Source organism: Actinobacillus capsulatus DSM 19761, from assembly GCF_000374285.1.
GTDB classification, from domain to species: domain Bacteria; phylum Pseudomonadota; class Gammaproteobacteria; order Enterobacterales; family Pasteurellaceae; genus Actinobacillus; species Actinobacillus capsulatus.
Window position 1 is genome coordinate 37,419 of the sequence record NZ_KB893930.1, and the last position, 21,784, is coordinate 59,202.

24 protein-coding genes are annotated in these 21,784 nt (G+C 39.5%); 10 read left to right on the top strand and 14 right to left on the bottom strand.

The window, feature by feature from the left end; genetic code table 11:
- Nucleotides 1–65: 65 nt before the first annotated feature.
- From C228_RS0100145 to C228_RS0100170, 6 genes are all read right to left on the bottom strand, one after another.
- Nucleotides 66–734 carry a phosphoglycolate phosphatase gene (locus C228_RS0100145; protein WP_018650706.1) on the bottom strand — a complete coding sequence of 223 codons (669 nt, stop codon included), beginning with the start codon at nucleotides 732–734 and terminating at the stop codon, nucleotides 66–68.
- Between the two features lie 175 nt (nucleotides 735–909).
- Nucleotides 910–1,131, bottom strand: a complete 222-nt coding sequence (locus tag C228_RS0100150) for a hypothetical protein (RefSeq protein ID WP_018650707.1) — start codon at nucleotides 1,129–1,131, stop codon at nucleotides 910–912.
- A gap of 157 nt (nucleotides 1,132–1,288) precedes the next feature.
- Nucleotides 1,289–2,083 (bottom strand): prolipoprotein diacylglyceryl transferase, encoded by a 795-nt coding sequence (lgt, locus tag C228_RS0100155; RefSeq protein ID WP_018650708.1) that lies wholly within the window; start codon nucleotides 2,081–2,083, stop codon nucleotides 1,289–1,291.
- A 58-nt stretch (nucleotides 2,084–2,141) separates the two neighbouring features.
- Nucleotides 2,142–2,930, bottom strand: a complete 789-nt coding sequence (locus tag C228_RS0100160) for a sulfite exporter TauE/SafE family protein (RefSeq protein WP_018650709.1) — start codon at nucleotides 2,928–2,930, stop codon at nucleotides 2,142–2,144.
- Nucleotides 2,927–3,517, bottom strand: a complete 591-nt coding sequence (gene rppH / locus C228_RS0100165) for an RNA pyrophosphohydrolase (RefSeq protein WP_018650710.1) — start codon at nucleotides 3,515–3,517, stop codon at nucleotides 2,927–2,929. Before rppH ends, C228_RS0100160 begins: the two co-directional genes overlap by 4 nt.
- Nucleotides 3,518–4,053: 536 nt before the next feature.
- Nucleotides 4,054–4,806, bottom strand: a complete 753-nt coding sequence (locus tag C228_RS0100170; protein ID WP_018650711.1) for a M48 family metallopeptidase — start codon at nucleotides 4,804–4,806, stop codon at nucleotides 4,054–4,056.
- Nucleotides 4,807–4,972: 166 nt separating this feature from the next.
- Between C228_RS0100170 and C228_RS0100175 the strand changes: the two genes are divergently transcribed.
- Nucleotides 4,973–5,683 carry a tRNA1(Val) (adenine(37)-N6)-methyltransferase gene (locus tag C228_RS0100175; RefSeq protein WP_018650712.1) on the top strand — a complete coding sequence of 237 codons (711 nt, stop codon included), beginning with the start codon at nucleotides 4,973–4,975 and terminating at the stop codon, nucleotides 5,681–5,683.
- Nucleotides 5,684–5,732: 49 nt separating this feature from the next.
- On the opposite strand, the gene rraA is transcribed toward C228_RS0100175, so the two are convergent.
- Nucleotides 5,733–6,230, bottom strand: a complete 498-nt coding sequence (gene rraA, locus C228_RS0100180; RefSeq protein ID WP_018650713.1) for a ribonuclease E activity regulator RraA — start codon at nucleotides 6,228–6,230, stop codon at nucleotides 5,733–5,735.
- A 277-nt stretch (nucleotides 6,231–6,507) separates the two neighbouring features.
- On the opposite strand from rraA, the gene C228_RS0100185 reads away from it, so the two are divergent.
- Entirely contained in the window at nucleotides 6,508–6,747 is a 240-nt protein-coding gene (locus C228_RS0100185) for a hypothetical protein (RefSeq protein WP_018650714.1), read from the top strand.
- 169 nt (nucleotides 6,748–6,916) lie between these two features.
- The gene (locus C228_RS0100190) at nucleotides 6,917–7,741 is read left to right on the top strand and encodes an alpha/beta hydrolase (protein ID WP_018650715.1); all 825 of its coding nucleotides are present in this window, start codon (nucleotides 6,917–6,919) and stop codon (nucleotides 7,739–7,741) included.
- Between the two features lie 85 nt (nucleotides 7,742–7,826).
- Here the strand turns inward: C228_RS0100190 and C228_RS0100195 are convergent, their stop codons facing one another.
- The 4 genes from C228_RS0100195 to C228_RS0100210 form a co-directional block, all read right to left on the bottom strand.
- Nucleotides 7,827–8,579, bottom strand: a complete 753-nt coding sequence (locus C228_RS0100195; RefSeq protein ID WP_018650716.1) for an esterase family protein — start codon at nucleotides 8,577–8,579, stop codon at nucleotides 7,827–7,829.
- Nucleotides 8,580–8,590: 11 nt separating this feature from the next.
- Nucleotides 8,591–9,769 carry an ATP-grasp domain-containing protein gene (locus tag C228_RS0100200; protein WP_018650717.1) on the bottom strand — a complete coding sequence of 393 codons (1,179 nt, stop codon included), beginning with the start codon at nucleotides 9,767–9,769 and terminating at the stop codon, nucleotides 8,591–8,593.
- 243 nt (nucleotides 9,770–10,012) lie between these two features.
- Nucleotides 10,013–10,924, bottom strand: coding sequence for a mechanosensitive ion channel family protein (locus C228_RS0100205; protein ID WP_018650718.1), 912 nt, complete (start codon nucleotides 10,922–10,924; stop codon nucleotides 10,013–10,015).
- A gap of 155 nt (nucleotides 10,925–11,079) precedes the next feature.
- Entirely contained in the window at nucleotides 11,080–13,398 is a 2,319-nt protein-coding gene (locus tag C228_RS0100210; RefSeq protein WP_026313115.1) for a TonB-dependent receptor, read from the bottom strand.
- Nucleotides 13,399–13,790: 392 nt separating this feature from the next.
- Between C228_RS0100210 and rluC the strand changes: the two genes are divergently transcribed.
- Nucleotides 13,791–14,756: a 23S rRNA pseudouridine(955/2504/2580) synthase RluC gene (rluC, locus tag C228_RS0100215; RefSeq protein WP_005620011.1), complete on the top strand. Its 966-nt coding sequence runs from the start codon at nucleotides 13,791–13,793 to the stop codon at nucleotides 14,754–14,756.
- 61 nt (nucleotides 14,757–14,817) lie between these two features.
- Nucleotides 14,818–15,663, top strand: coding sequence for a dihydropteroate synthase (folP, locus tag C228_RS0100220; RefSeq protein WP_018650720.1), 846 nt, complete (start codon nucleotides 14,818–14,820; stop codon nucleotides 15,661–15,663).
- Nucleotides 15,664–15,707: 44 nt separating this feature from the next.
- Here the strand turns inward: folP and C228_RS0100225 are convergent, their stop codons facing one another.
- The gene (locus C228_RS0100225) at nucleotides 15,708–16,412 is read right to left on the bottom strand and encodes a DUF5358 family protein (RefSeq protein WP_018650721.1); all 705 of its coding nucleotides are present in this window, start codon (nucleotides 16,410–16,412) and stop codon (nucleotides 15,708–15,710) included.
- A gap of 211 nt (nucleotides 16,413–16,623) precedes the next feature.
- Between C228_RS0100225 and C228_RS0100230 the strand changes: the two genes are divergently transcribed.
- From C228_RS0100230 to C228_RS0100250, 5 genes are all read left to right on the top strand, one after another.
- Entirely contained in the window at nucleotides 16,624–16,974 is a 351-nt protein-coding gene (locus tag C228_RS0100230) for an ArsC family reductase (RefSeq protein WP_018650722.1), read from the top strand.
- A gap of 22 nt (nucleotides 16,975–16,996) precedes the next feature.
- Nucleotides 16,997–18,133, top strand: a complete 1,137-nt coding sequence (gene dapE, locus C228_RS0100235) for a succinyl-diaminopimelate desuccinylase (protein WP_018650723.1) — start codon at nucleotides 16,997–16,999, stop codon at nucleotides 18,131–18,133.
- 33 nt (nucleotides 18,134–18,166) lie between these two features.
- Nucleotides 18,167–18,832: a M15 family metallopeptidase gene (locus C228_RS0100240; RefSeq protein WP_018650724.1), complete on the top strand. Its 666-nt coding sequence runs from the start codon at nucleotides 18,167–18,169 to the stop codon at nucleotides 18,830–18,832.
- Nucleotides 18,833–18,947: 115 nt separating this feature from the next.
- The gene (locus tag C228_RS0100245) at nucleotides 18,948–19,703 is read left to right on the top strand and encodes a class I SAM-dependent methyltransferase (RefSeq protein ID WP_018650725.1); all 756 of its coding nucleotides are present in this window, start codon (nucleotides 18,948–18,950) and stop codon (nucleotides 19,701–19,703) included.
- 112 nt (nucleotides 19,704–19,815) lie between these two features.
- Nucleotides 19,816–20,754, top strand: coding sequence for an SPOR domain-containing protein (locus tag C228_RS0100250; protein WP_018650726.1), 939 nt, complete (start codon nucleotides 19,816–19,818; stop codon nucleotides 20,752–20,754).
- Between the two features lie 64 nt (nucleotides 20,755–20,818).
- Here the strand turns inward: C228_RS0100250 and dsbA are convergent, their stop codons facing one another.
- Both dsbA and C228_RS0100260 read right to left on the bottom strand, forming a co-directional pair.
- Complete coding sequence (dsbA, locus tag C228_RS0100255) at nucleotides 20,819–21,457, bottom strand: thiol:disulfide interchange protein DsbA (protein ID WP_018650727.1); 639 nt, start codon at nucleotides 21,455–21,457, stop codon at nucleotides 20,819–20,821.
- A gap of 40 nt (nucleotides 21,458–21,497) precedes the next feature.
- Entirely contained in the window at nucleotides 21,498–21,767 is a 270-nt protein-coding gene (locus C228_RS0100260) for a YihD family protein (protein WP_018650728.1), read from the bottom strand.
- Nucleotides 21,768–21,784 lie beyond the last annotated feature (17 nt).

Sequence of the window (21,784 nt, forward strand, 5' to 3'; positions counted from 1 at the left end):
AAGCGGTCAAATTCCAAAAATTTTTTGTAAAAAGTTGGAGGAATTTGACCGCTTGTTTTACTTAATTAACCATTTACAAACTTTAATACATCAGCAAATTCGCCGGTAACGAAAGTCGGGTTTGATTGCTTGATTGGTACGTTATAGTTATAGCCGTAAGTTAAACCGACTACATCACAACCGGCGGTTTTGGCGGCAATCACGTCATTTTCCGAATCGCCGACAAATAACATTTCGCTTGGTTGAATCGCAAATTTTTCACAGATATGTAACATCGGATCCGGATGCGGTTTGATTTTCGGTAATGATTGCCCGCCTAAATATTCACTGAATAAGTCAAAAATACCGAATGCACTTAAGACCGGTTCAACTAATTTAGTCGGTTTATTGGTAATCACGACTAACGTATAACCCTGTGCTTTTAACGTCTCTAAGGTTGATTTCACATTCGGATATAGCACGCTTTCTTCACAAATATAAGTGGCATAATATTTATCGAAGCTGGTACGTAATTGTACTAATTTTTGTGCATCAAATACTTGTCCTGTATAGGCAATCGCATTTTGAAAGAAAATATCCGCACCTTTACCAATCCAAGTTAAAACTTTTTCTTGCGTCGTTGTTGGTAATCCGTGTTCGGCAAACATCGAATTTACTACTAAGGTTAAATCCGGCAGCGTATTTACCAATGTCCCATCCAAATCGAAACCAATTACTTTATATTTTTTAGTCATAACTTTTCCTTATCTAAATTTAGTCGAATCTAATTTTAGCAAATAAAAAAGCCGTAACAATCGGGGAAGTTACGGCTTTTTAGTTATTTTGAATGTTTTACAGCATAATTTGCAAAAATTAATGCGGCAAGAGAATAGCATGGCGAGAATAGCCAATCCTAATGTTAAACCCATTTTATTTCTCCTTAAGCGCACGACGAAAAATTCTTCCGATAGTTAAACAAGCGTAGGCGATAATACACAAGAATAAAATGTTTAGGCTACGGAATTCAAATGATTCTTTGCTATATAAGATTACCGGCAACGCCAATAATGCGACTTTCGCAATATCATCACACATTTTACCCCAAGATTCAAACGACTCTTTTTCGACTGGTTGTTGAAATAGATTCCACATATTCGCTCCTTTTTGAAGCATAGCCTACAAAATCTCACGGTGGATTCAATTACGATTTTGTGTATTTTCGATCAAGATCGCAGAATTGAGGTAACAAAAAAGTGGTTGAATTTCATTAAAAACTTGCAAAATTTCCATCAAATTCAACCGCTTGTCATTATACTTTTTTACGAGAATATGCCCAAATCATAATCACTAATCCGCCGATAATCATTGGTAATGATAATAATTGGCCTCGCGTAATCAAATCATCTACAGTGTTCACATTCGGGTCTATATCACGTACATATTCAACTAAGAAGCGGAACACGCCATAACCGATTAAGAAAAGTCCTGCTACTGAACCTGCCGGACGAGTTTTTTTGATAAACCCGTTGAGAATAAAGAACAACACTACACCTTCTAAGAAAAACTCATAGAGCTGCGAAGGATGACGAGGTAAATAACCGCCGCTTGGGAATAATACTGCCCACGGTACATCGGTGACGCGTCCCCAAAGTTCATCGTTAATAAAGTTGCCGATACGCCCCATACCAAGTCCGAACGGAATCAACGGTGCAATAAAATCCGATGTTTGCCAGAAACTGCGTTTTTGGCGAAACGAAACCCAAATCATTGCGACAATCACACCGATTAAACCACCGTGGAATGACATTCCTCCTTCCCAAATGCGGAATAAGAACATCGGATCTTGTAACAAGCGGTCAAAATTATAGAAAAATACGTCACCGATACGTCCGCCTAATACAACGCCCCAAAAGCAGGTATAAATAAGCTGATCTACTTGTTCGGTACTCCAAACACCGTTCGAGTTTTTTGCTCGGCGCATCCCTAGCCAGTAAGCGAAACCGAAGCCGATTAAATACATTAAACCGTACCAACGTAGGGAGATTGGGCCAAGGCTGAAAATAATCGGATCAATTTGTGGAAATTGGATAAATTGTTCGTTCATATTGTTCCTTTAAAAAAATTCCCCTCTGAGTGAGAGGGGAGTAAGAAATAAAAGCGAATTATTTAAAAAACATATTAATCGCAATCGCAACTAACATCACAGCAAAGGCTTTTTTCAAGGTTTCAACTGGTAGAACATTTGCTGCATTTGCCCCGAGTTTGGAAGTAAAATAAGAGGTTAATGTAATGCCGAATAATGCCGGTAGATAAACATACCCAAGCGAATAATCCGGCATTTCAACATTCCAACCGCTTGTAATAAAGCTAAATGTACCGGATAAGCCTAAAAATGCACCGCAAAATGATGAAGTACCGATTGCACGTTTCATCTCAAGCCCGCGACTATTTAGAAATGGTACGATAAAAGCACCGCCGCCGATGCCAGCAATACTGGATAGTGCGCCGATAATACCACCGGCAATAATAGTTGATTGCGTGGTAAGCGGTTTAATTTTCGGTTCTTTTTTCAACGAGAAAATCATACGACCGGCTAAATAGATTACTATCACCGCAAACAGTTTCGACATCAGTGCCGCATTTAATCTGCTAATCATTAGACCAGAGAGGAATACCGAAATCATAATAGACGGAATAAAAATTTTACTAATATTCCAATCGACATTACCTAATTTGTGATGACGCTGAGCCGAAGAAAAGGCAGTAATTACAATGGTTGAAAATGAGGTGCCCAATGCGGCCGCCATCAGGTTTTCCTGTGTTATACCTGCCATCGGTAATAAATAAACTAAGCTTGGTACGATAATTAAACCGCCACCAATACCGAATAATCCGGCTAAAAAGCCAACAACTGTGCCTAATGCAAGACAACTCAAAAATACTTCGATCATTGCGGTTTTCCTTTCTGATGCTGATTGTTCCACGCACGGGTAGGTTTGCGAAATTCTCGTTTTTCCGTACGTTCTATACGTGGTTTTTCAACCGTTTCCACTTTTTTCGATTTATTTAATAACACACCAGCAAATTCTTTCATCACTTTGCGATACACATCGCGTTTAAATGAAACCACCTGACGTACCGGATACCAAAAGCTGACCCAGCGCCAACCGTCAAATTCAGGACTTTTAGTTGTTTTTAAATCAATTGTATTTTCATCACTGAGAAGTTGGAGCAAAAACCAACGTTGTTTTTGCCCGATACACACCGGCTGAGAACCATCATTTCGTACTAAGCGTTTCGGTAGTTTATATTTCAGCCAATATTTAGACGCCCATAATAATCGCACATCTTTTTTGGTTAAGCCGACTTCTTCATAGAGCTCACGGTACATTGCTGTTTCAATGTTTTCGCCCTCATTAATTCCGCCTTGCGGAAATTGCCAAGAGTTTTGTCCAAACCGTTTTGCCCAGAGAACTTGCCCTGCTTTATTACAAATGACGATACCAACATTTGGGCGGTAGCCATTGAAATCAATCACTGAACCACCTTATTTATTTTTAGGTAATAGAGAAAATAGATGAGATTGTTTCACACTTTACGCCTTAGAACAACCTCTAAAGCCAATTTTGTAGATAACTCTGTGGATAAGTTGTCAAATGAGTGCGTATTTTGCTGGAGTAACTTTATTAACCTCTTGTTTTTATTTGTCGGAGTGTGGATGCTTATTTTAGATCAATATGCGATCTTTTTTTGTAAGCGGATCAGTGTTTTTAGAGAATAATTCAGCAAGCATATGGATAACTTTCCAGATTACGCGTGGTTGTTGGGTTTTATTCACATCGAAGATCTATTTATCCCCATTGTCTGTGGATAAAATTGTGATAGATCGGAATAATGATCGTGAATAACTTTTAGGATTAGCAAGAAAAATATAAATTTTTTAATAAAAACAATAGGTTATATGGTTATGCACATCTGTGAAAAAGAGGAGTAATTAAGGCGGTTGTTTTTTAATCAAAAATAAAAGCAGATCGTTTTTAATGATCTGCTTTTGGTGATAAGGAATATAATGAACTATTTTCTGCTGGTTTTATATACTTTCATTGCTTCTGGAAGAAGACGCTCAAGGTTTGCTTGGCGTTCTTCATTAGATGGGTGAGTTGAGAAGATAGAAATGCCTGAATTACCAGCCGCTTTACTCATTTTTACCCATACATTGGGTGCAGCGGAAGGGTTATAACCTGAACGAGCCATTAGCATTAAACCGATTTCATCCGCTTCAGTTTCTTGACTGCGAGAGAACGGTTTATTTACGATTAAATCCGTGCCGGTACTGAGTAAGCCACCGGTATCCGCTCCAAGTGCAACAGACATTGCGGCATCGGCTACTGCACCTAAAATACCAGTCGTCATTTCGACGTTATAAGCTGATTTACTATGTTCTTGCAATGCGTGTGCCATTTCATGTCCCATAACGGTTGCAATTTCATCATCCGTCATATTTAAGCGCTCAACAAGCCCGGTGTAAAAACCCATTTTTCCACCTGCCATTGCCCATGCATTTAATTCTTTTGAACGGAATACGGTAATTTCCCAATTGAATGGTACACCCGTTGTATTGGCTTGCTCGGCATGAGGTTTCATGCGATTAAATATGGTTTGTACACGTTTTGCGGTCGTAGAAGTTCTATCGATTGCTTGCGCATTTTTTTGCTTCATTTGCATATAGCCTTGTTCTGCTTTGCTATTCATTTGGTGGGTGTTCACACAAGCGGCAATCGTTGCCAGTATAAATGCAGAACAACCAAGCTGCTTCACTAATTTCATCTTCATTCCTTACTGGTTTGTATTTTTATGATGCTTCAAGAAACCAAATATTTGGCATTGATAATGAATAAAAATTCAATACTTATTCTAGTTCTGATCAGTTGTAGAAGCAAACGAACAATGCGATTATAGTAGATATTTTATTTTTGGATGAAGACAGCACAAGATGAACAAATCGCAAGGTTTTCAATTTAAGCAATTTTTTATCGCACATGATAAATGTGCTATGAAAGTGAATACGGACGGGGTCTTATTGGGCGCAATTGCAGATGTTGCCGAGGCTGAACAGATCTTAGACCTCGGTACCGGCACCGGTTTAGTGGCGGTGATGTTAGCGCAACGAACGGCTGAAACAACGCAAATTACAGCGCTTGAATTAGATCCGAACGCTTATCAACAAGCGGTCGAAAATTGCCAAAATTCTGCATTTTCTGACCGCTTACAAGTCTACCAAGGTGATGTATTGCAGCATCATTTTGCTAAGAAATTCGATTTGATTGTTTCTAATCCGCCTTATTTTACCGATAGTTTGGCTTCACGCTCGCATGCTCGAGATTTGGCACGGGCTGCGACACAAAGTCATTTGGCTTGGTTGTTACAAGCAAAACAATGGTTATCGGCACAGGGTGAAATTACTTTTATTTTACCCTGTGATGTGGCGGAAAAATTGCGAGAACAAAGCCAAACAAGCGGGCTGTTTTGCACAAAAATTTGCAAAATTATTACTAAGCAAGGGCAACAACCTAAGCGTATGATTGTGAGTTTTTCGCTCCGAAATCTCCCGCTTAAAGTACGAGAGTTGGTAATTTATAATTCGGATAATCAATATACCGAAGCGTTTAAACAGCTGACTAAGGCGTTTTATCTAAATATGTAATCGACAAAAAAGCCGACCAATTGGTCGGTTTTTATGTATTTACGTTGTGTTATTCTACTAATTCAGTGAGATCTAAAAGTTCCGGCGAAAGGATAATACCAGTGAGATCCGCATAAACATAATCTTCAGGGAAGAATGTTACGCCGCCGAAGTTAACCGGCGTATCGACTTCACCAATGTCCGCATCATCAGCACTAACAGGAATTGGTGCTAACGCATGAATACCGATATCTAAAGTTTCTAATACATCAAGTTGGCGCACTGCACCGTACACAATAATACCTTCCCAGCCGTTATCAACCGCTAATTGTGCTAGCTCAGCATCAATAAGCGCACGGCGGACTGCACCGCCGCCGTCTACGAGCAACACACGGCCGTTACCTTCCTCTTCCAGCACTTCTGCAATTAACCCATTGTTTTCAAAGCATTTTACTGTGGTGATCTTGCCATAAAAAGATGATGAGCCGCCAAAGCTTGAGAAAATGGGTTCTACGACATCAACTTGATCAGAATAAATATCACAAAGTGCTGAGGTATCAATACGCATGAGGTGCTCCTGTTTCTAAAAGTATATATTGCTTTGGAGTATAACCCCAGATAGCGAATTTACAAAATTTTTGGCGATTTCGACCGCTTATTTTGCGAGATAGCTCACATTTTTAAACATATAACTAAAATACGCGATATATAACCTCCGATTCTTTCTCTAAAGCTGAGCGATCTGTTACATTTTGACTATTCTTTAATTTACATTATGCACAACAGATCTTTACTCACACGAAATCCTACAAGATGTTATCGACAAGTCACAAAGTAGCTTAAAAATGCTTGCTATTTTAAGCTTTCTTGGTAGCGGTTATGTCAGTTTAGGCTATATCACTTATTTAAAAGTTGTTAGCGGTATTCCGGCAGGTATTTGGGCAGGGGCTAACGTTACTTGGGGACAATTCTTCTTTAATATGATTCCAGTGTTCTTAGGTAATGTGACCGGTGAAGCGGCGTTCGTTGGTGCTTCTTATCTATTTGCCTATAAGCATTTATTGAAAGATGATTACTCAATCTAAGCTGATTTCAAGTGGTTATTTTTCTGCAAAATTTTGCCAAAAAATGACCGCTTGTTTCTTTTCTAAAAAGCCCTTCCGAATCATGCTAAATTTTGTACAAAACCGCTTGTGTTTCAGAAATAAAAAAGGCTACGATCTTGTTTAAAAATCATTAAAGTTGGGATATCAAATGAGCTTAGATAAATACTATCTGAAAATGGAAGAGCATTTTCTGTATGTGCCTTACTACAATCATCACCGCCGTATTCGTGTGCTATTGCCGAAAGATTATCACAACGAGAATTGGCAAACCTATCCTGTACTTTATATGCACGACGGGCAAAATGTGTTTTATAGTAAAGAATCCTATTCGGGTTATTCGTGGAAAATCATCCCGACTATTAAAAATCACCAAGAATTTCCAAAACTGATTATTGTCGGGATCGATAATGCTACAGTACACCGTTTAGACGAATATGCGCCGTGGCGTACCGATGTCGGACATACGCCCGAGGCACGCAATGCCGGCGGTATGGGCGTGGAATACGGGCAGTGGGTAGTGAATACGGTAAAGCCATTTATTGATTCACACTACCGAACCAAACCGCAACGTGAGCATACGCTATTAGCCGGTAGCTCGATGGGTGGCATTATTACCGCTTATATGGGGGCGGCTTATCCGGATACTTTCGGTCATTTGGGCGTATTTTCTTCTGCGTCTTGGTTTAGCGAATCCGCTTTTTTAGATTTTGTACATCGTCATCCGCTCAATAAAGCGAGTAAAGTGTTTATTCAGGTTGGCACGAATGAGGGCGATGAGATGGATGCGCAATATATTTCAAATATGAATCAGGCTTATATCAATAGTTCACTTTATTACTATCAAGCACTACTTCGCACTTTCCACCCAATTGATAATATTCGCTTAAAGATTATGGCGAATGAAACCCACCATGAAGTTCATTGGGCAAATCATTTTGTGGAATTTTTAAGTTTTGCGTTAATGGGAAAATAAGCGAGATAAAGAAAGCAAACAAGCGGTTAGATTCTGCAATTTTTTTGCAAAATCTAACCGCTTGTATTTTGGGACAGAGGAGCGTTTAGATAATATGTTGCTCCGCCAATTTACCTAAGAAATATGGCATCATTTTACGCCATGACGGCCAATCGTGTTCGACATCGTATCCCCAATAATCAAACCATGCTGGAATCGCTTTCGCATTGAACGCTTCTTGTAAGTGGCGAGTGTCTTCTACGTGCTGATCTTCCCACGCACCTTGTCCGACCGCAATAATAAAATGATTTTGGCGGTAACGATTTAAGAACCAATCGTCATTTTGTCCCCAAAGCGAATCGATAGGTGAATTGAAATACACGGTCGGGTCGCCATAAAATTCACCAGTAAAGAAACGGGCATCATAAACGCCACTTAGCGCAATCGTGGTATCAAATAAATCAGGGTGACGCAGTGCAAAATTGACCGAATGGAATGCTCCCATACTGCAGCCGGTGGCAATCATCGTGCCGTTCCAATTTGCTTCGTGACGAATTAACGGCACTAATTCATGGACGATATAACGGTCGTAAGCATTATGCGCTAATGCCATATCGTGTCCGGATTTGTGTAAGACCAACCACGATTCGCTATCGTAAGAATCTGGTGTGTAGAACTTGACTAAACCGCGATCAATAAACGCACGGCAGGCTTCAATCATACCGAAATTACCGTATTCGTTTTGATTACCTCCTGAGGAAGGAAAGACGATAACAGGTTTACCGGCATGACCATACACATTAAAGTGCATTTCACGACCTAATTCACCGCTCCAATGACTTCTTCTTTCAAAATGCATTGCTAGCTCCTTTACTGTTTTTGTTGTGCAAAACGGACAATTTCACGTAACTGTTCCATCGTTTCGGTACGGACTAAAATGCCGTGTTCGCCCATAATTTTGGCAAATACACCCGGTACGGTTTGTACGCCAATAATATTGTCAGCAAATTTATGACAAATGTCTTCAATACTATTCGTATAATTTTGGTTCGCTTTACGTGAGATATATACGACATTCCACGGGTGGGTAATGTCTGCATAGAATTTGTTTTCCGTCACGATATTGGCGTATTCGCGGAACACGTCAAAATCGTTCGCATAGTTCCACATATCAATGGTTAAACCACCCGGTGGACGGCAGTTGATTTCAAGCGGTAACAATTCGCTAGTTTTTTTTACACGGAAAAACTCAAAGTGGAAGAAACGTTCCCGCACTTTAAAGGCTTCAACACAAATTTTGCCTAATTCGACTAATTTCGGTGAGATTTCGCGTGGTATGTAATAGAACATATCGCTGTCTTTTTCTACGGTGTCTAATACCGCTTCGGAATATTCAAGGCTGGAATAGAATACGATATTACCTTCGTGATCGGTTAAACCGTCAAAGGTCACGATATCGCCGTCAATAAATTCTTCCATAATATATTCAACCTGCGTATTTTGAACGGCGAAGAATTCATTTAACTGCGTTTCGTTGCGCACTTTATAAGTGTCTGAAGCACCAACCCCTGAATTTGGTTTAATGATTACCGGGAATTTCAGTTCTTTTGTCAATTGATGTGCGTCCTGCTCGTCTTTAAACACTCGACCTTTCGCTACCTTTAAACCGGCTTTACGAAAAATTTCTTTCATTTGCGCTTTGGTTTTAATGGTGAGCATATCCTCATTTTTATAACCGAAAACGTTGAAATCGGTACGTAATTTGGCATCCAATTCAAGCCAATATTCGTTATGCGATTCAATGCGGTGGATACGTCCATATTTATGTGCAAAGTAACCGACCGCACGGTAAACTTGATCATAATCTTCCATATTATCCACACGATAATATTCGGTTAAATGCGCTTTTAAGGTATCGCTCAGTTGCTCATACGGCGTATCTGCAATCCCTAACGTATTAATACCTTTTTCCTTCATTCGGACGGCAAACGTCTCAAAATTGGTCGGAAAGTGTGGCGAAATCATTACGAAGTTGAGTTGTGTTGTCATATGTTTCGTTCCTAAAATAAACAAATTTTTATTAAAAAATATTATATGTGTATGGATTCTAAGCGATTTTGAGGTGTTTGGGTAATGATTTTCACATTTTATTGATTTGAGTAAATAATCAGTGAAGTATGAGTTTGGATGCTGATAGGAAACTAACCGAGAGAATATAGAGAAAATAAAAGCGGTCGGTTTCTTTGCAAAATTTGCTAGAAAACCGACCGTTTGTTTAGCTGTTAAAATTGATTATTTATTTTCAATCACAATACTTTTGTTGTCTGCAAGGTGAAGATTCATTTGATTATATGGAATCTCAATACCGGCTTTATCAAATTCAAGTTTGACCATTTCGGTAATTCCCCAGTAAGCTGTCCAGTAATCAGCTGTTTTCACCCAAGGACGAACCACAAGTTGTACGCTATGTGCTGATAATGCACCGACTGCCACGACAAATGCCGGATCTTTTAATACTAAAGCGTTATTTTCTAAGAGGTGAGATACAATTTCTTTCGCCTCTTTTAAGTTAGATTCGTACGAAATATCAAAAGTAAAATCAATACGGCGAACATCGTTTGCAGAGTAGTTAACGATGCTGTCTGAGAACACTTTGCCGTTTGGAATCAATACGGTTTTGTTATCGCCGGTACGCAGTTCCAATACTAATAAGCCCATTTGCTCAACCGTACCGGTCATACCGCCGGTTTCGATTAAATCGCCTTTACGGAACGGTTTGAAGATTAATAACATCACGCCTGCCGCAAAGTTTTGTAATGAGTTTTGCAGTGATAGACCAATGGCTAAACCTGCCGCACCGATTAAGGCAACCAATGAGCTGGTATTAATGCCGAGTTGTGAAAGGGCAGCAATGACGACAATTAAGAGCAATAAGAAGTAGCTGATAGAGGAAATAAAACTTTGTAGCATTTCATCTTTGGTTGATTTCAATGCTGCTTTACCCAATAAGGTGCTAATTACTCGGGCAAGAAACTTACCAATCACAAAAATCGCAATCGCAAGCAGAATTTTTGTACCGTAAGGGATAATCCACTCATTGAGCATAGTGTTGAAATCCATATTGCTGACTTTATTAATCGCTTTTTCCGTTTCCGCAACAACATTGATATTTGGTGTAGTTTCAGTAGCTTTTTCTGCTGACATTTTATTTTCCTTAAAAAGTTGATATTTTCTCAACGTAATAGCTGAGGCTGGAAAGAAATAATTCCATTGTATTAAATATGAATTAATACAATGGAATTATAATTAGTACGGCGCTAAAATAAATCTTTTATTACAAAACTTTGCAAGAATGGTAATTACCACTCATATTTTGCACCGAGCCAAAATTGTCTACCGGCACGGTATGTTTGGTAATAGTTTTCATCATCGGTGGTGATTTTATTTGCCAGTAACTTACGGTTAAGCACATTAAGTACACTTACATTAACTGAAAATGCTTTATGTTGCCCTAGTTCTTTTTTCCAATTAAAGAACCAGTCAAGCGTAATGTGGCGTGGTTTTGCTGTTTCATATACACGAGCAACCAATCCCTCATAGTTGTTACATACCGATTTTTCAGAAGTACATCTAAAACCTTTAAAGGTATAATCTTTACTAGATGATTCATAATTAATACGCTGTGCCCAGTTTAAATTAAGTGATGGAAAATAACTTTCCAGCTGTAAATAACCTTTCCAAGGGGTATTGAAGTTTCTTGCAGGAAGATATTCAATTGATTGTAATTTATCTTTATGAAGCATTTTAGTTATGCCGTAATCTTTCCAATCTCGCTGGGTGTAATCATTTGTTTGATTAGTTTTACTCTTATTAAAAGCAACACCGAATTGCCATTTAAGAGCCATAAAAGACAAATCGATAGGTTCGATACTTTCTATTTCTAAACTAAAGGTATTATGTTTACTTCGTCCTGAATTAGATAGCCAACGTTGTTGGGGTTTTACATCAGAATCAATTTGGGTCATAAACTGATCTTTGCTGTTGCGTTGTACCCATTTGAATGTCCATAAGCTATTTGAAATTTTTTGACTGATTCCGGCATTAATTTCATCGCTATAAGGTGTTTTAAGTTTACTTCCTTTATAGGCAATATGTAAGATAGATCTGTCTAGCTCCCAAGGACTGTTGTAAGACTCTCTGTTATAATGGTCTTCAAAATTGAAGGCAGAACGTAATTTATAATCAACTAAATCTCCTGCGTAGTAGCGATTGAAACCAGCGATAAGATGAGTTTGGTCTTTACCTAACAGGTTATAATCAATATAACTTCTTGGAGCAATGTTCCATTTACGGGTAAATTGCGTGTAGTCAAAACGTACGCCCGGCACAAAAGTGAAGTTATTCCAAACGATTTTGTCTTGTAAATAGGAGGCAAAACGATTATGTTTAACTTTCCCATCTATCGGTAAGTAATGAACCCTATATTTGAAATATTGTTCTTTGGGAATACAATATGTACAATTTTCAATATTAAATACTTCACCTTTATAATAGTCGGCAGCTCCAGCATACTGCTTTGCAAGTTTAGGTTGCTTTAATCTTGATGTATTTTGTTGCCATTCCCAACCGGCACTCATTTCATGAATAGTGCTGCCGATTTCAAATTTATTGAAATCCAGATTTTGTTTTAGCTGCAAACTTTGTTGCTGAGTATAACGTTTACCGATACCACCTTTTGTCGCTTCTCCTGTATTTGGATCAGAAATCCAGTCAATACTTTTAGTTTTGGTATAACGATAAAGCGTATCCGAATCGTATTTAGTTTGATTTCGGTTATTTCGATAAGCTAACTCACTAGTTAGCAAGCCAAGAACGTTGTAATTCTCCCATTTAATATTAGTTAAAAAACCACCGCCACTTAATCTAAAGCGACCATCTACCGCATTTTCCAGATATTCATCTGCTTGATGAGTAGAATAAATTCCATTAATCGTTAAACGGTTATTCTCATTTAATTCATTTTTATAGCTTGCAAGTAACGTTTCGTTACGACGATAGCGATTAGTCCATTTGTGCAAATACTGTTGATGCTGAGGTACAGAACTTTGCTGACGGCTATAAGCAAATAGCAATCCGGAACGTTCTGTAAGTGGCTGATTTAGCTGAATCGTATATTCGTGCTTAGTAAATTTAGGTTGTAATAAAGGTGAATTGGCACGATAAAATTCATTTTTATACTGCCCTTCCAAGTGGAATTTAGTCCAAGCATCTCGGGTTGTTCGGTAAGATACAGAACCGGATGCACGTTTGAAATCAGGTTCTTTTAATTTTGCATTCACTACACCGCCGGTAAAGTTTCCATATTGGCTAGGCACATTACGGTCATAAACCTCTAACGTATCAACTAGATCGGTACTCAACCAAAATGCTTGAGGATGCCCTGCAGGCATATATTGAGGATCGATTGTTTTAGTCATATCAGATTTTAATAATGAATCTTCACCCAAGCCGATAGGATTAACATTATCATTAATTCCTATACCATTGAGCATAAAATTATTGTTGTAATAACGCTCACCGTGAAAAGAAATATTTTGCGGAGCAATTTCACCTAATGTATTGCCGTTTTTGTTATTAGATACTCGAACTGAAGGTAACGAAACTAAGGCATCACTCACATTTGAGTTAGTCTGTAATTTGGTTGTTAAATTTTTTTGATCAAATTCATATTTACCGGAAAGTACTGATTTCGTGTTTCCTTTTACGTGAACAGTGTCAAGTTCGACAGTTGCGTAGAGTTGTGTGTTGACCAAGCAGGCAGCCATAGATAGAGATATTTTCGTTAATTTCATTGTAAAGGCCTTATTTTGATTATGGATTAGTGGTGGGTATTTTAGAGTGGAAGCAGAGTAATTCAATAATTTTTTTATGGTTATTTGAGTGGGTTATAGGTAAGAAATTTAATTTCTATGAAATATTGCAAATTATTAGGGAAATTTAACCGCTTGTAGTCTTCTAATTGGCAGGGGTATGATAGAATTTGTATGATTTTTTTATGAAGAAAGCAAAAATGACAACAGAAAAAGTAATTAGTGCCAGCGTTCAATTTTTTACCATCAGTGAAGATGAGGCCGGGCAGCGTTTAGATAATTTTTTATTAGCCAAACTTAAAGGTGTGCCGAAAAGTTTGATTTACCGTATTGTGCGTAAAGGCGAAGTACGGGTAAATAAAGGGCGAATCAAGCCTGAATATAAACTTCAGCCTGATGACGTGGTGCGTGTACCACCGGTGCGTGTAGCGGAGAAGAATGAAGCCCCAATTTCAACCAAATTGAATAAAGTGGCAGAGCTGGAAGATCAAATTCTGTATGAAGATGAGGTGATGTTGGTTATCAACAAGCCCTCTGGCATTGCGGTACACGGCGGAAGCGGCTTGAGTTTTGGTGTGATTGAAGCGTTAAGAGCGTTACGTCCACAAGCCCGTTTTTTAGAGCTGGTTCACCGTATTGACCGCGACACTTCCGGTATTTTATTGGTGGCAAAAAAACGCTCGGCGTTGCGTAGCCTACACGAACAGTTGCGGGAAAAAGTGGTGCAAAAAGATTACTTGGCATTAGTACGTGGTCAGTGGCAAGCTCACACCAAAGTGATTAAAGCTCCGTTGCTAAAAAACGAATTGGCAAGTGGTGAGCGCATTGTGCGAGTGAGCGAAGAGGGCAAACCTTCAGAAACTCGCTTTAGCATTGAAGAGCGTTATGCGAATGCGACTTTGGTAAAAGCCTCGCCGGTAACCGGTCGAACGCACCAAATTCGTGTGCATACTCAATATGCCGGACATCCGATTGCGTTAGACGACAAATACGGCGAAGCGGAATTTGACAGTAAAATGAAAGCGGCCGGTTTACAGCGTTTATTTTTACACGCGTATTCAATCCGTTTCGAACACCCGAAAACCGGCGAAGAAATGCTGATTACCGCTCCGTTGGATAAAACCTTAAAAGGTGTGTTAGCAAAGTTGAGAACATCTCAAGCCTAGGGATTAATTTATATACATCATCTAGTACGGTACAGCCGTGCTAAGCGAAAGGAATACGGTAATGCAAATTCATTTCAAAAATTATCAAAAAAAAGACCGCTTGTTAGATTTAACTCAGCCGAAAATTATGGGAATTTTAAATTTTACCCCTGATTCTTTTTCCGATTCGGGTAAGTTTTTCAGTTTGGATAAAGCCTTATTTCAAGTGGAAAAAATGTTGAATGAGGGAGCGGATATTATAGATATCGGTGGCGAATCAACCCGCCCTAATGCCGAACTTGTGACACTTGAGCAAGAGTTGGAACGTGTCGTGCCGTTAGTGGAAGCGGTACGTAAACGTTTCGATTGTCTGATTTCCGTTGATAGTTCAAAAGCAGAAGTATTTAAACAGTCAGCGGTGGCAGGAGCCGATATTCTCAATGATATTAGAGCCTTAACTGAACCGAATGCAATAGATACTGCTGTAGAATTAAGCTTGCCGGTTTGTTTAATGCATATGCAAGGTAACCCGCAGAATATGCAACAAAATCCTGAATACGATGATGTACTGGAAGAGGTGGCGGATTTCCTCAATCAACGTATTTTTGAATGTATCACGGCAGGGATTCCGAAAGAATATATTATCCTTGATCCCGGCTTTGGTTTTGGTAAAAGTGTACAGCATAACTTTACACTGCTTAAGAATTTAAAAGCTTTTTCGGATACCGGTTTTCCGGTGCTTGCCGGTTTGTCTCGTAAGTCAATGCTCGGCGCGGTAACCGGTAAACCGGTTGAGCAACGTGTGACGGCTTCGGTTGTCGGCGCATTAATTGCTGTGCAAAGCGGAGCGAAAATTATTCGAGTACATGATGTAGCGGAAACCGCCGATATGTTGAAAGTATGGCAAGCGGTAGTTGACTGTAAATAAAAAAAGAGATGTGAGTTTAATATTCACATCTCTTTTTTTAGTATTTAGTAAGAATACACTTCGTTTTTCACCGGTTCCCAATTGACTTTAATTCGGTCACTTGGTGCTTGTGGCTCTTGGAAAGAAGATTCTTTTTCTTCTTGCTGCACTGGCATTGCAATCGGCTCAATCACTTCTTCTTGGGCGATATCTAACTGATCTTGATTATCATTGATATTATCAAGTTCAGTTTTAGCAACCGGAGCCGCTTTTCTGCTCGATTTAGCCTTTCTAGATTTTTTGTTAGTCGCTTTTTTGACATTAGCCGGCTTAGTTACATCCTTCTTGGCTTTTGTCGGCTGTAAATAAGTCGCTTTTAGTGTATTACACCAAGCTTGGCTAAATTGTGCTTTTTGCGAATGTTCGTACTGTTGTAATTTTTTAGCTAAATATCTTTGTGAGGCCGGATCTTGTATAAGCGTCAGATAATTATCTTCCCCAATCACTTGACTGAGTGTCGTTTGATAAACAGCCATTTGATACAACATCTGATTACCTTCGGATAATTTATCACTCTTAGAGTTCTGTTTCTTAGGATAGAGACATTGTTCGTATTTGTTTTTTTCAATGATCCATTTTTTTACATCTTCATTCGAAATCTGATATTTTGCTTTTCTTGGGTTAGACAAATTCGAATTGGTGTAACTTCCGCAAGCAGTTAGCAGCAGCACAATAAATAATGTGAGCGTCCTGAATGTTAGTTTTTTCATTAGTGGTAGTACCTTGTTAGAAGAGTTTGCAAATTATACAGACTATTTTCAATTTTTCATTACAAATTTTATAATTTGAATAACTTTATTAGCTTGGCTTTAACTTATTAATCGCGATAAATTATTGAAGAATATTTTGTAATAGCCTTGTATCACATAACAAAAAGCACTAGAGTATTTAATTTTTCGAACCAATTTAAAGAGGCTCATCATGACAGTTCGTGTGTATGGTATTAAAAATTGTAATACGGTAAAAAAATCACTTAAATGGCTTGAAGAACATCAGTTACAACCGATTTTGCATGACTACCGTGTAGACGGGTTAAATGCTAAATGGCTTGAACAAATTGAACGTCAATTTGGTTGGGAAGCGTTAGTGAATAAGCGCTCGACCACTTGGCGCAATTTAGATGAGACGGTTAAAAATAATCTGGATCGTACAATGGCACTAAAAGTGTTATTAGAGCAACCGACCCTAATTAAACGCCCGATTCTTCTACAGGACGGCATTGCGCTTATTGGCTTTGATGTCAAACAATACGAACAAGCGTTCTGTCAATAATTTATTTTGGGAAAATTAGAATATGAGAAACAGCATCATCAATCTTGCACAAGATTTAATTCGTCGTCCTTCCATTAGTCCGGCTGATTACGGCTGCCAACAAGTGATTGCAGATCGTTTGCAGCTGTTAGGTTTTACGCTCGAGTGGTTGCCGTTTGGTGATACGTTAAATTTATGGGCGAAGCACGGTAGCGGCAATCCTGTGGTTGCATTTGCCGGACATACCGATGTGGTGCCGGTTGGTGATGAAGCACAATGGACTTATCTTCCGTTTGAAGCTCGTATTGTGGATAATATGCTTTACGGTCGTGGTGCAGCAGATATGAAAGGTCCACTTTCCGCTTTGGTTGTTGCAGCGGAAGAATTCGTTAAAGCAAACCCGAATCACGCCGGTACGATTGCATTGTTGCTTACTTCCGATGAAGAGGCGGTAGCAAAAGACGGCACGGTAAAAGTGGTCGAAACACTAATAGCGAGAGGCGAACCGATTCACTATTGTGTAGTGGGCGAGCCGTCCAGCGGTAAAGTATTGGGGGATGTGATTAAAAATGGCAGACGAGGCTCAATCACTGGTGATCTTTATATTGAAGGCGTACAAGGTCATGTCGCTTATCCGCATTTAGCCGAAAATCCGGTGCATATGGCATTGAATTTCTTAACCGAATTAACCACTTATCAATGGGATAACGGTAACGAATTTTTCCCACCGACAAGTTTGCAGGTTGCCAATATCAAGGCGGGAACCGGTAGCAATAATGTGATTCCGAGCGGATTATACGTGCAATTTAATTTGCGTTATTGTACTGAAGTGACCGATGAAATGATCAAAAACAAAGTGGTGGAAATGTTAGCTAAACATCAGTTAAGACACCGTATTAGTTGGAATTTATCCGGTAAACCGTTTTTAGCCGGCAATGGTGAATTAGTCAAAGCAGCAGTACAAGCGGTCAAAAATGTCACAAAAATTACCCCTCGTTTAGACACCAGTGGCGGCACATCCGACGGACGTTTTATTGCATTAATGGGGGCTGAAGTTGTCGAGTTCGGACCGTTAAACGCCACTATCCATAAAGTGGATGAATGTGTCAGTGTCGAAGATCTTGGGAAATGTGGCGAAGTATATTATCAAATTCTGGAAAATTTACTGAATGGCGCATAACTTTTCCTTTAATAAAGAGGAGATTTTTCAATAATGCAAAATTTAACCGATATTCTCACCGGAAAAACACGCGAACACCTTGTCCCTTTGCCGAATTCATTATCGGATAAACACTTTTTGCAAGCTGAGGTGGTTGATGCCTTTCTGACATTGCAGCAAGCGGCAAAAACAGCGGGTTTTAATTTACAACCCGCCAGCACTTATCGTGATTTCGATCGCCAAATGTTGATTTGGAATACAAAATTTAACGGCGAGCGCAAGGTGCATGATGATAACGGCTGTGCGATTGATATGGCTAAATTGAATGATTTAGAAAAAATTCAGGCAATACTGCATTGGTCTGCGGTACCGGGTTCCAGTCGTCATCACTGGGGAACGGAAATTGATATTTTTGATCCTGATTTACTGCCGGAAGGGCAACATTTACAACTTGAACCTTGGGAATATCAAAACGGTGGTTATTTTGAGCCATTAGCTGAATGGCTTCGTCATAATGCTGAACGTTTCGGTTTTTATTTTCCTTTCGATGGTGTGAATAATGTGAAAGTCGGCTATGAGCCTTGGCATATCAGTTACCGCCCGGTTTCTGCCGAATATGAAAAGTTGTTCAATCACGAGATTTTGCAAAAATCTTGGCAAAACGAACCGCTTGCAGGCAAAGCCTGCTTACTTAAACATTTTAACCAGCTATTTGGCTGATATTTCTTACCAGGAAACACACTGACAGCATGAAAATGGAACATCATTTTTCTTCTTCTGTGTACTTCCGTGTTTTCCGTGGCGAATTACCGAATAATCTTTTGCGATTAATATAATGACAATTCAACTCATCAACGAATCTTCAAATACCGAGAAATTTCAGCAAATTTGTGACAAATGGCAACTTTCTCATGCTCGATCCGCTGTACTGGCTTTAGTGCTGACTGACGAGGGTTTAGAACTGCGTAAACTGGACGAGCCGAAACTCGGTGCGATTGCCGTGAATTTTGTCGATGGCACCATGGCGTACCGCCGTAAATTCGGGGGCGGTCGAGGTGAGGCGGTCGCAAAAGCGGTTGGAATTAAAGGGGATTATTTACCTACGATTATTGATGCTACCGCTGGACTGGGCAGAGATGCTTTTGTGTTAGCTGCTATCGGTTGCAAAGTGCTATTAGTCGAACGTAATCCGATTGTCGCTGCACTTCTAGAAGACGGTTTGGCAAGAGCCTATGCCGATCCGGAAATCGGTAGCTTTATGCAGGATCGAATGATTTTAGCCGATGTGCGTAATATTTCGTTGCTAGATGTAGAACAGCAAGCCGCCGATGTGGTTTATTTAGATCCGATGTACCCGCATAAACAAAAAAGTGCATTAGTGAAAAAAGAAATGCGAGTGTTTCAACATTTAGTTGGTGCGGACTTGGATTCGGATGATTTCATTTTACCGGCAAAAGCTCTTGCCCGTAAAAGAGTGGTGGTAAAACGTCCGGACTATGCGCCCTTTTTAGCGGAGCAAAAACCTGATTTTTCTCAAACCACGAAAAATCACCGCTTTGATGTTTATCTTTCACATTTAAAATCTGCGTAAATTTTTGTGAAAATCAGACCGCTTGTCCTATGAACTTCTAGGCAAGGCACTGTTTTTTTAGTAGGATTATAGCCTTTATAGTTTTTTAGGTCTAATAAGATAAGGTGTTATCGTGCCACAACGTGATTATGCAGCCCGCTCGAACAAAAAAAAGGGCGCCAATAAATTTCTCATTTTAGGGATTATTATCTTCTTGCTTTTAGCGGGAGGGATTGGTTTATGGGTATTAAAAGAAAATGCACCGACACAAGCAATGCCTGTGCCACAGCCGACTCAACCAGTTCAGCAGCCTCAAGGCCCTGCCTTACCGAGTCGCCCGGAAGAGGTATATAGCTATATTCGTGATTTAGAAACACGTGAAGTGTTAACTGACAATAGCCAAAAATCACAAGAAAAATTAGCTCAGCTTTCTGCAGAGCAAAAACAGCAGCTTGAAGCAAAATTGAAGCAAGAAGAGGCTGCTCGCTTAGCGGCTGAGAAACCGGCTCAACCAGAAGCAAATGCGACGCCGGCATCTAGCTCGACAGAAATGGTTACGGAAGCGCAACCTGCGGTAGTCGCATTAACACCGGAAGAGTTAGCAGCGAAGAAAGAGGCGGAACAACAAAAGGCAACAAAACTAGCGGAAGAAAAACGCAAGCAAGCTGAATTGAAGAAACAACAAGAGCTTGCAAAACAGAATCAAGTGCCAGTTGAAATGGCGAAACCGGTAGAAACTGCAGCAAGTGCAGAGCAGCAAGCAAAACTTGCCGCAGAAAAAGCTAAAGCGAAAAAAACGGAACAAACCAAAGTAGTGGCAAGCGCAGCGAAACCGGCAGATAAAGCAACCAATCAAGCGGGACGTTTCGGTTTACAATGTGGAGCTTTCAAAAATAAAGCGCAGGCTGAAAATATGCAGGCTCGTTTAGCGATGGCTGGTTTTAATGCACGAATCAGTTCAAGCTCTGATTGGAATCGTGTGTTTGTCGGTCCAGTTGGAGACAGAGCGGCAGCATCAACAGCGCAATCGAACGCTCGCAGCGTAGCGGAATGTGTAATTGTTTCGATGTAATATAATTAGAGATAAGAAAAAGGCTCAGTTTTGTAACTGAGCCTTTTTTGTGACTGATTCGTTATTATTTTTTCAGTAAGAATGTTACTGCATCTACATAACGTTTAATAAATTCGTTGGTTGATTGTGAATCAGCGAAGCCTTCCATATTCAGTTGGTATTGACCGTTTACAAAAAATGCCGGTACACCACGAATTTTGAAATTTTCTGCTAATTGCACTTGTTTATTTACTAAACCGTTTACCGCAAAACTGTTGATACCGTTATCAAAATCCGCTTCGCTAACGCCGTTTGCAGTAAATACCGCTTTAATGTCATCCATTGATTTGAAGGTATCTTTTTGTGCCGCTTCAAATAATGCGGTTTTCACTTTATCTTCTACGCCAAGTGCCATAGCTAATGCCCATGCACGCGTTAAATTCTCAGATTGACGGCCTAAGAAATTCACGTGATATTGTACCAATCTAGCGTCTTGTGGAAGTGCTTGTTTAATTTGGCTTGGAATTTTATAAGTTAATTCAAAATCATAGCAATGTGGACAGTAGAATGAGAAAAACTCTACCACTTCTTTTTGTGCCGAAGGCGCTTGGCGCACTTGGCTATATTCTTTTCCTTCTGCCGGAATTGCTGCTAATGCGGCTGAATTCACTGTAAAAAGCGCAGAAAGCGCTACTAATGCTGATTTTAATGCAAATTTTTTCATTATGTTTCCTCAAATAAATAGATTTATCTATTGGACTATATTAGTCGTTTAAAATTCCACGGGCACGTAATAATGCCGTTTTGAAATCTTCTTCATAATCTTTTTTAATGCCGGGAATCGGTTCGTGTTTATCTGCATTACGCATTTTTAATTGATAAATTAAAACCTCATCACGTAATGCGGCATAGTTATCCGGCTCTCCAACTTCAACTGAAAGTTGTTGCAGAATATCGATAAGATGTAAATCCGGATTCTGGCGCCAATGTTCACCTAATAACTCAAGTAATTCCTCTAAACGTTTGCATTTCATACGTTGCTTCCTTAAAA

Bases quoted from the DNA above. Each gene is read 5' to 3' on its own strand.
- C228_RS0100150 (WP_018650707.1), bottom strand. From the start codon at position 1,131: ATGTGGAATCTATTTCAACAACCAGTCGAAAAAGAGTCGTTTGAATCT.
- dsbA (WP_018650727.1), bottom strand. From the start codon at position 21,457: ATGAAAAAATTTGCATTAAAATCAGCATTAGTAGCGCTTTCTGCGCTT.
- C228_RS0100245 (WP_018650725.1), top strand. From the start codon at position 18,948: ATGACAATTCAACTCATCAACGAATCTTCAAATACCGAGAAATTTCAG.
- C228_RS0100260 (WP_018650728.1), bottom strand. From the start codon at position 21,767: ATGAAATGCAAACGTTTAGAGGAATTACTTGAGTTATTAGGTGAACAT.
- rluC (WP_005620011.1), top strand. From the start codon at position 13,791: ATGACAACAGAAAAAGTAATTAGTGCCAGCGTTCAATTTTTTACCATC.
- C228_RS0100200 (WP_018650717.1), bottom strand. From the start codon at position 9,769: ATGACAACACAACTCAACTTCGTAATGATTTCGCCACACTTTCCGACC.
- C228_RS0100145 (WP_018650706.1), bottom strand. From the start codon at position 734: ATGACTAAAAAATATAAAGTAATTGGTTTCGATTTGGATGGGACATTG.
- C228_RS0100240 (WP_018650724.1), top strand. From the start codon at position 18,167: ATGCAAAATTTAACCGATATTCTCACCGGAAAAACACGCGAACACCTT.
- C228_RS0100190 (WP_018650715.1), top strand. From the start codon at position 6,917: ATGAGCTTAGATAAATACTATCTGAAAATGGAAGAGCATTTTCTGTAT.
- C228_RS0100225 (WP_018650721.1), bottom strand. From the start codon at position 16,412: ATGAAAAAACTAACATTCAGGACGCTCACATTATTTATTGTGCTGCTG.
- C228_RS0100175 (WP_018650712.1), top strand. From the start codon at position 4,973: ATGAACAAATCGCAAGGTTTTCAATTTAAGCAATTTTTTATCGCACAT.
- C228_RS0100170 (WP_018650711.1), bottom strand. From the start codon at position 4,806: ATGAAATTAGTGAAGCAGCTTGGTTGTTCTGCATTTATACTGGCAACG.
- C228_RS0100205 (WP_018650718.1), bottom strand. From the start codon at position 10,924: ATGTCAGCAGAAAAAGCTACTGAAACTACACCAAATATCAATGTTGTT.
- C228_RS0100185 (WP_018650714.1), top strand. From the start codon at position 6,508: ATGCTTGCTATTTTAAGCTTTCTTGGTAGCGGTTATGTCAGTTTAGGC.
- C228_RS0100160 (WP_018650709.1), bottom strand. From the start codon at position 2,930: ATGATCGAAGTATTTTTGAGTTGTCTTGCATTAGGCACAGTTGTTGGC.
- C228_RS0100195 (WP_018650716.1), bottom strand. From the start codon at position 8,579: ATGCATTTTGAAAGAAGAAGTCATTGGAGCGGTGAATTAGGTCGTGAA.
- lgt (WP_018650708.1), bottom strand. From the start codon at position 2,083: ATGAACGAACAATTTATCCAATTTCCACAAATTGATCCGATTATTTTC.
- dapE (WP_018650723.1), top strand. From the start codon at position 16,997: ATGAGAAACAGCATCATCAATCTTGCACAAGATTTAATTCGTCGTCCT.
- rraA (WP_018650713.1), bottom strand. From the start codon at position 6,230: ATGCGTATTGATACCTCAGCACTTTGTGATATTTATTCTGATCAAGTT.
- folP (WP_018650720.1), top strand. From the start codon at position 14,818: ATGCAAATTCATTTCAAAAATTATCAAAAAAAAGACCGCTTGTTAGAT.
- C228_RS0100230 (WP_018650722.1), top strand. From the start codon at position 16,624: ATGACAGTTCGTGTGTATGGTATTAAAAATTGTAATACGGTAAAAAAA.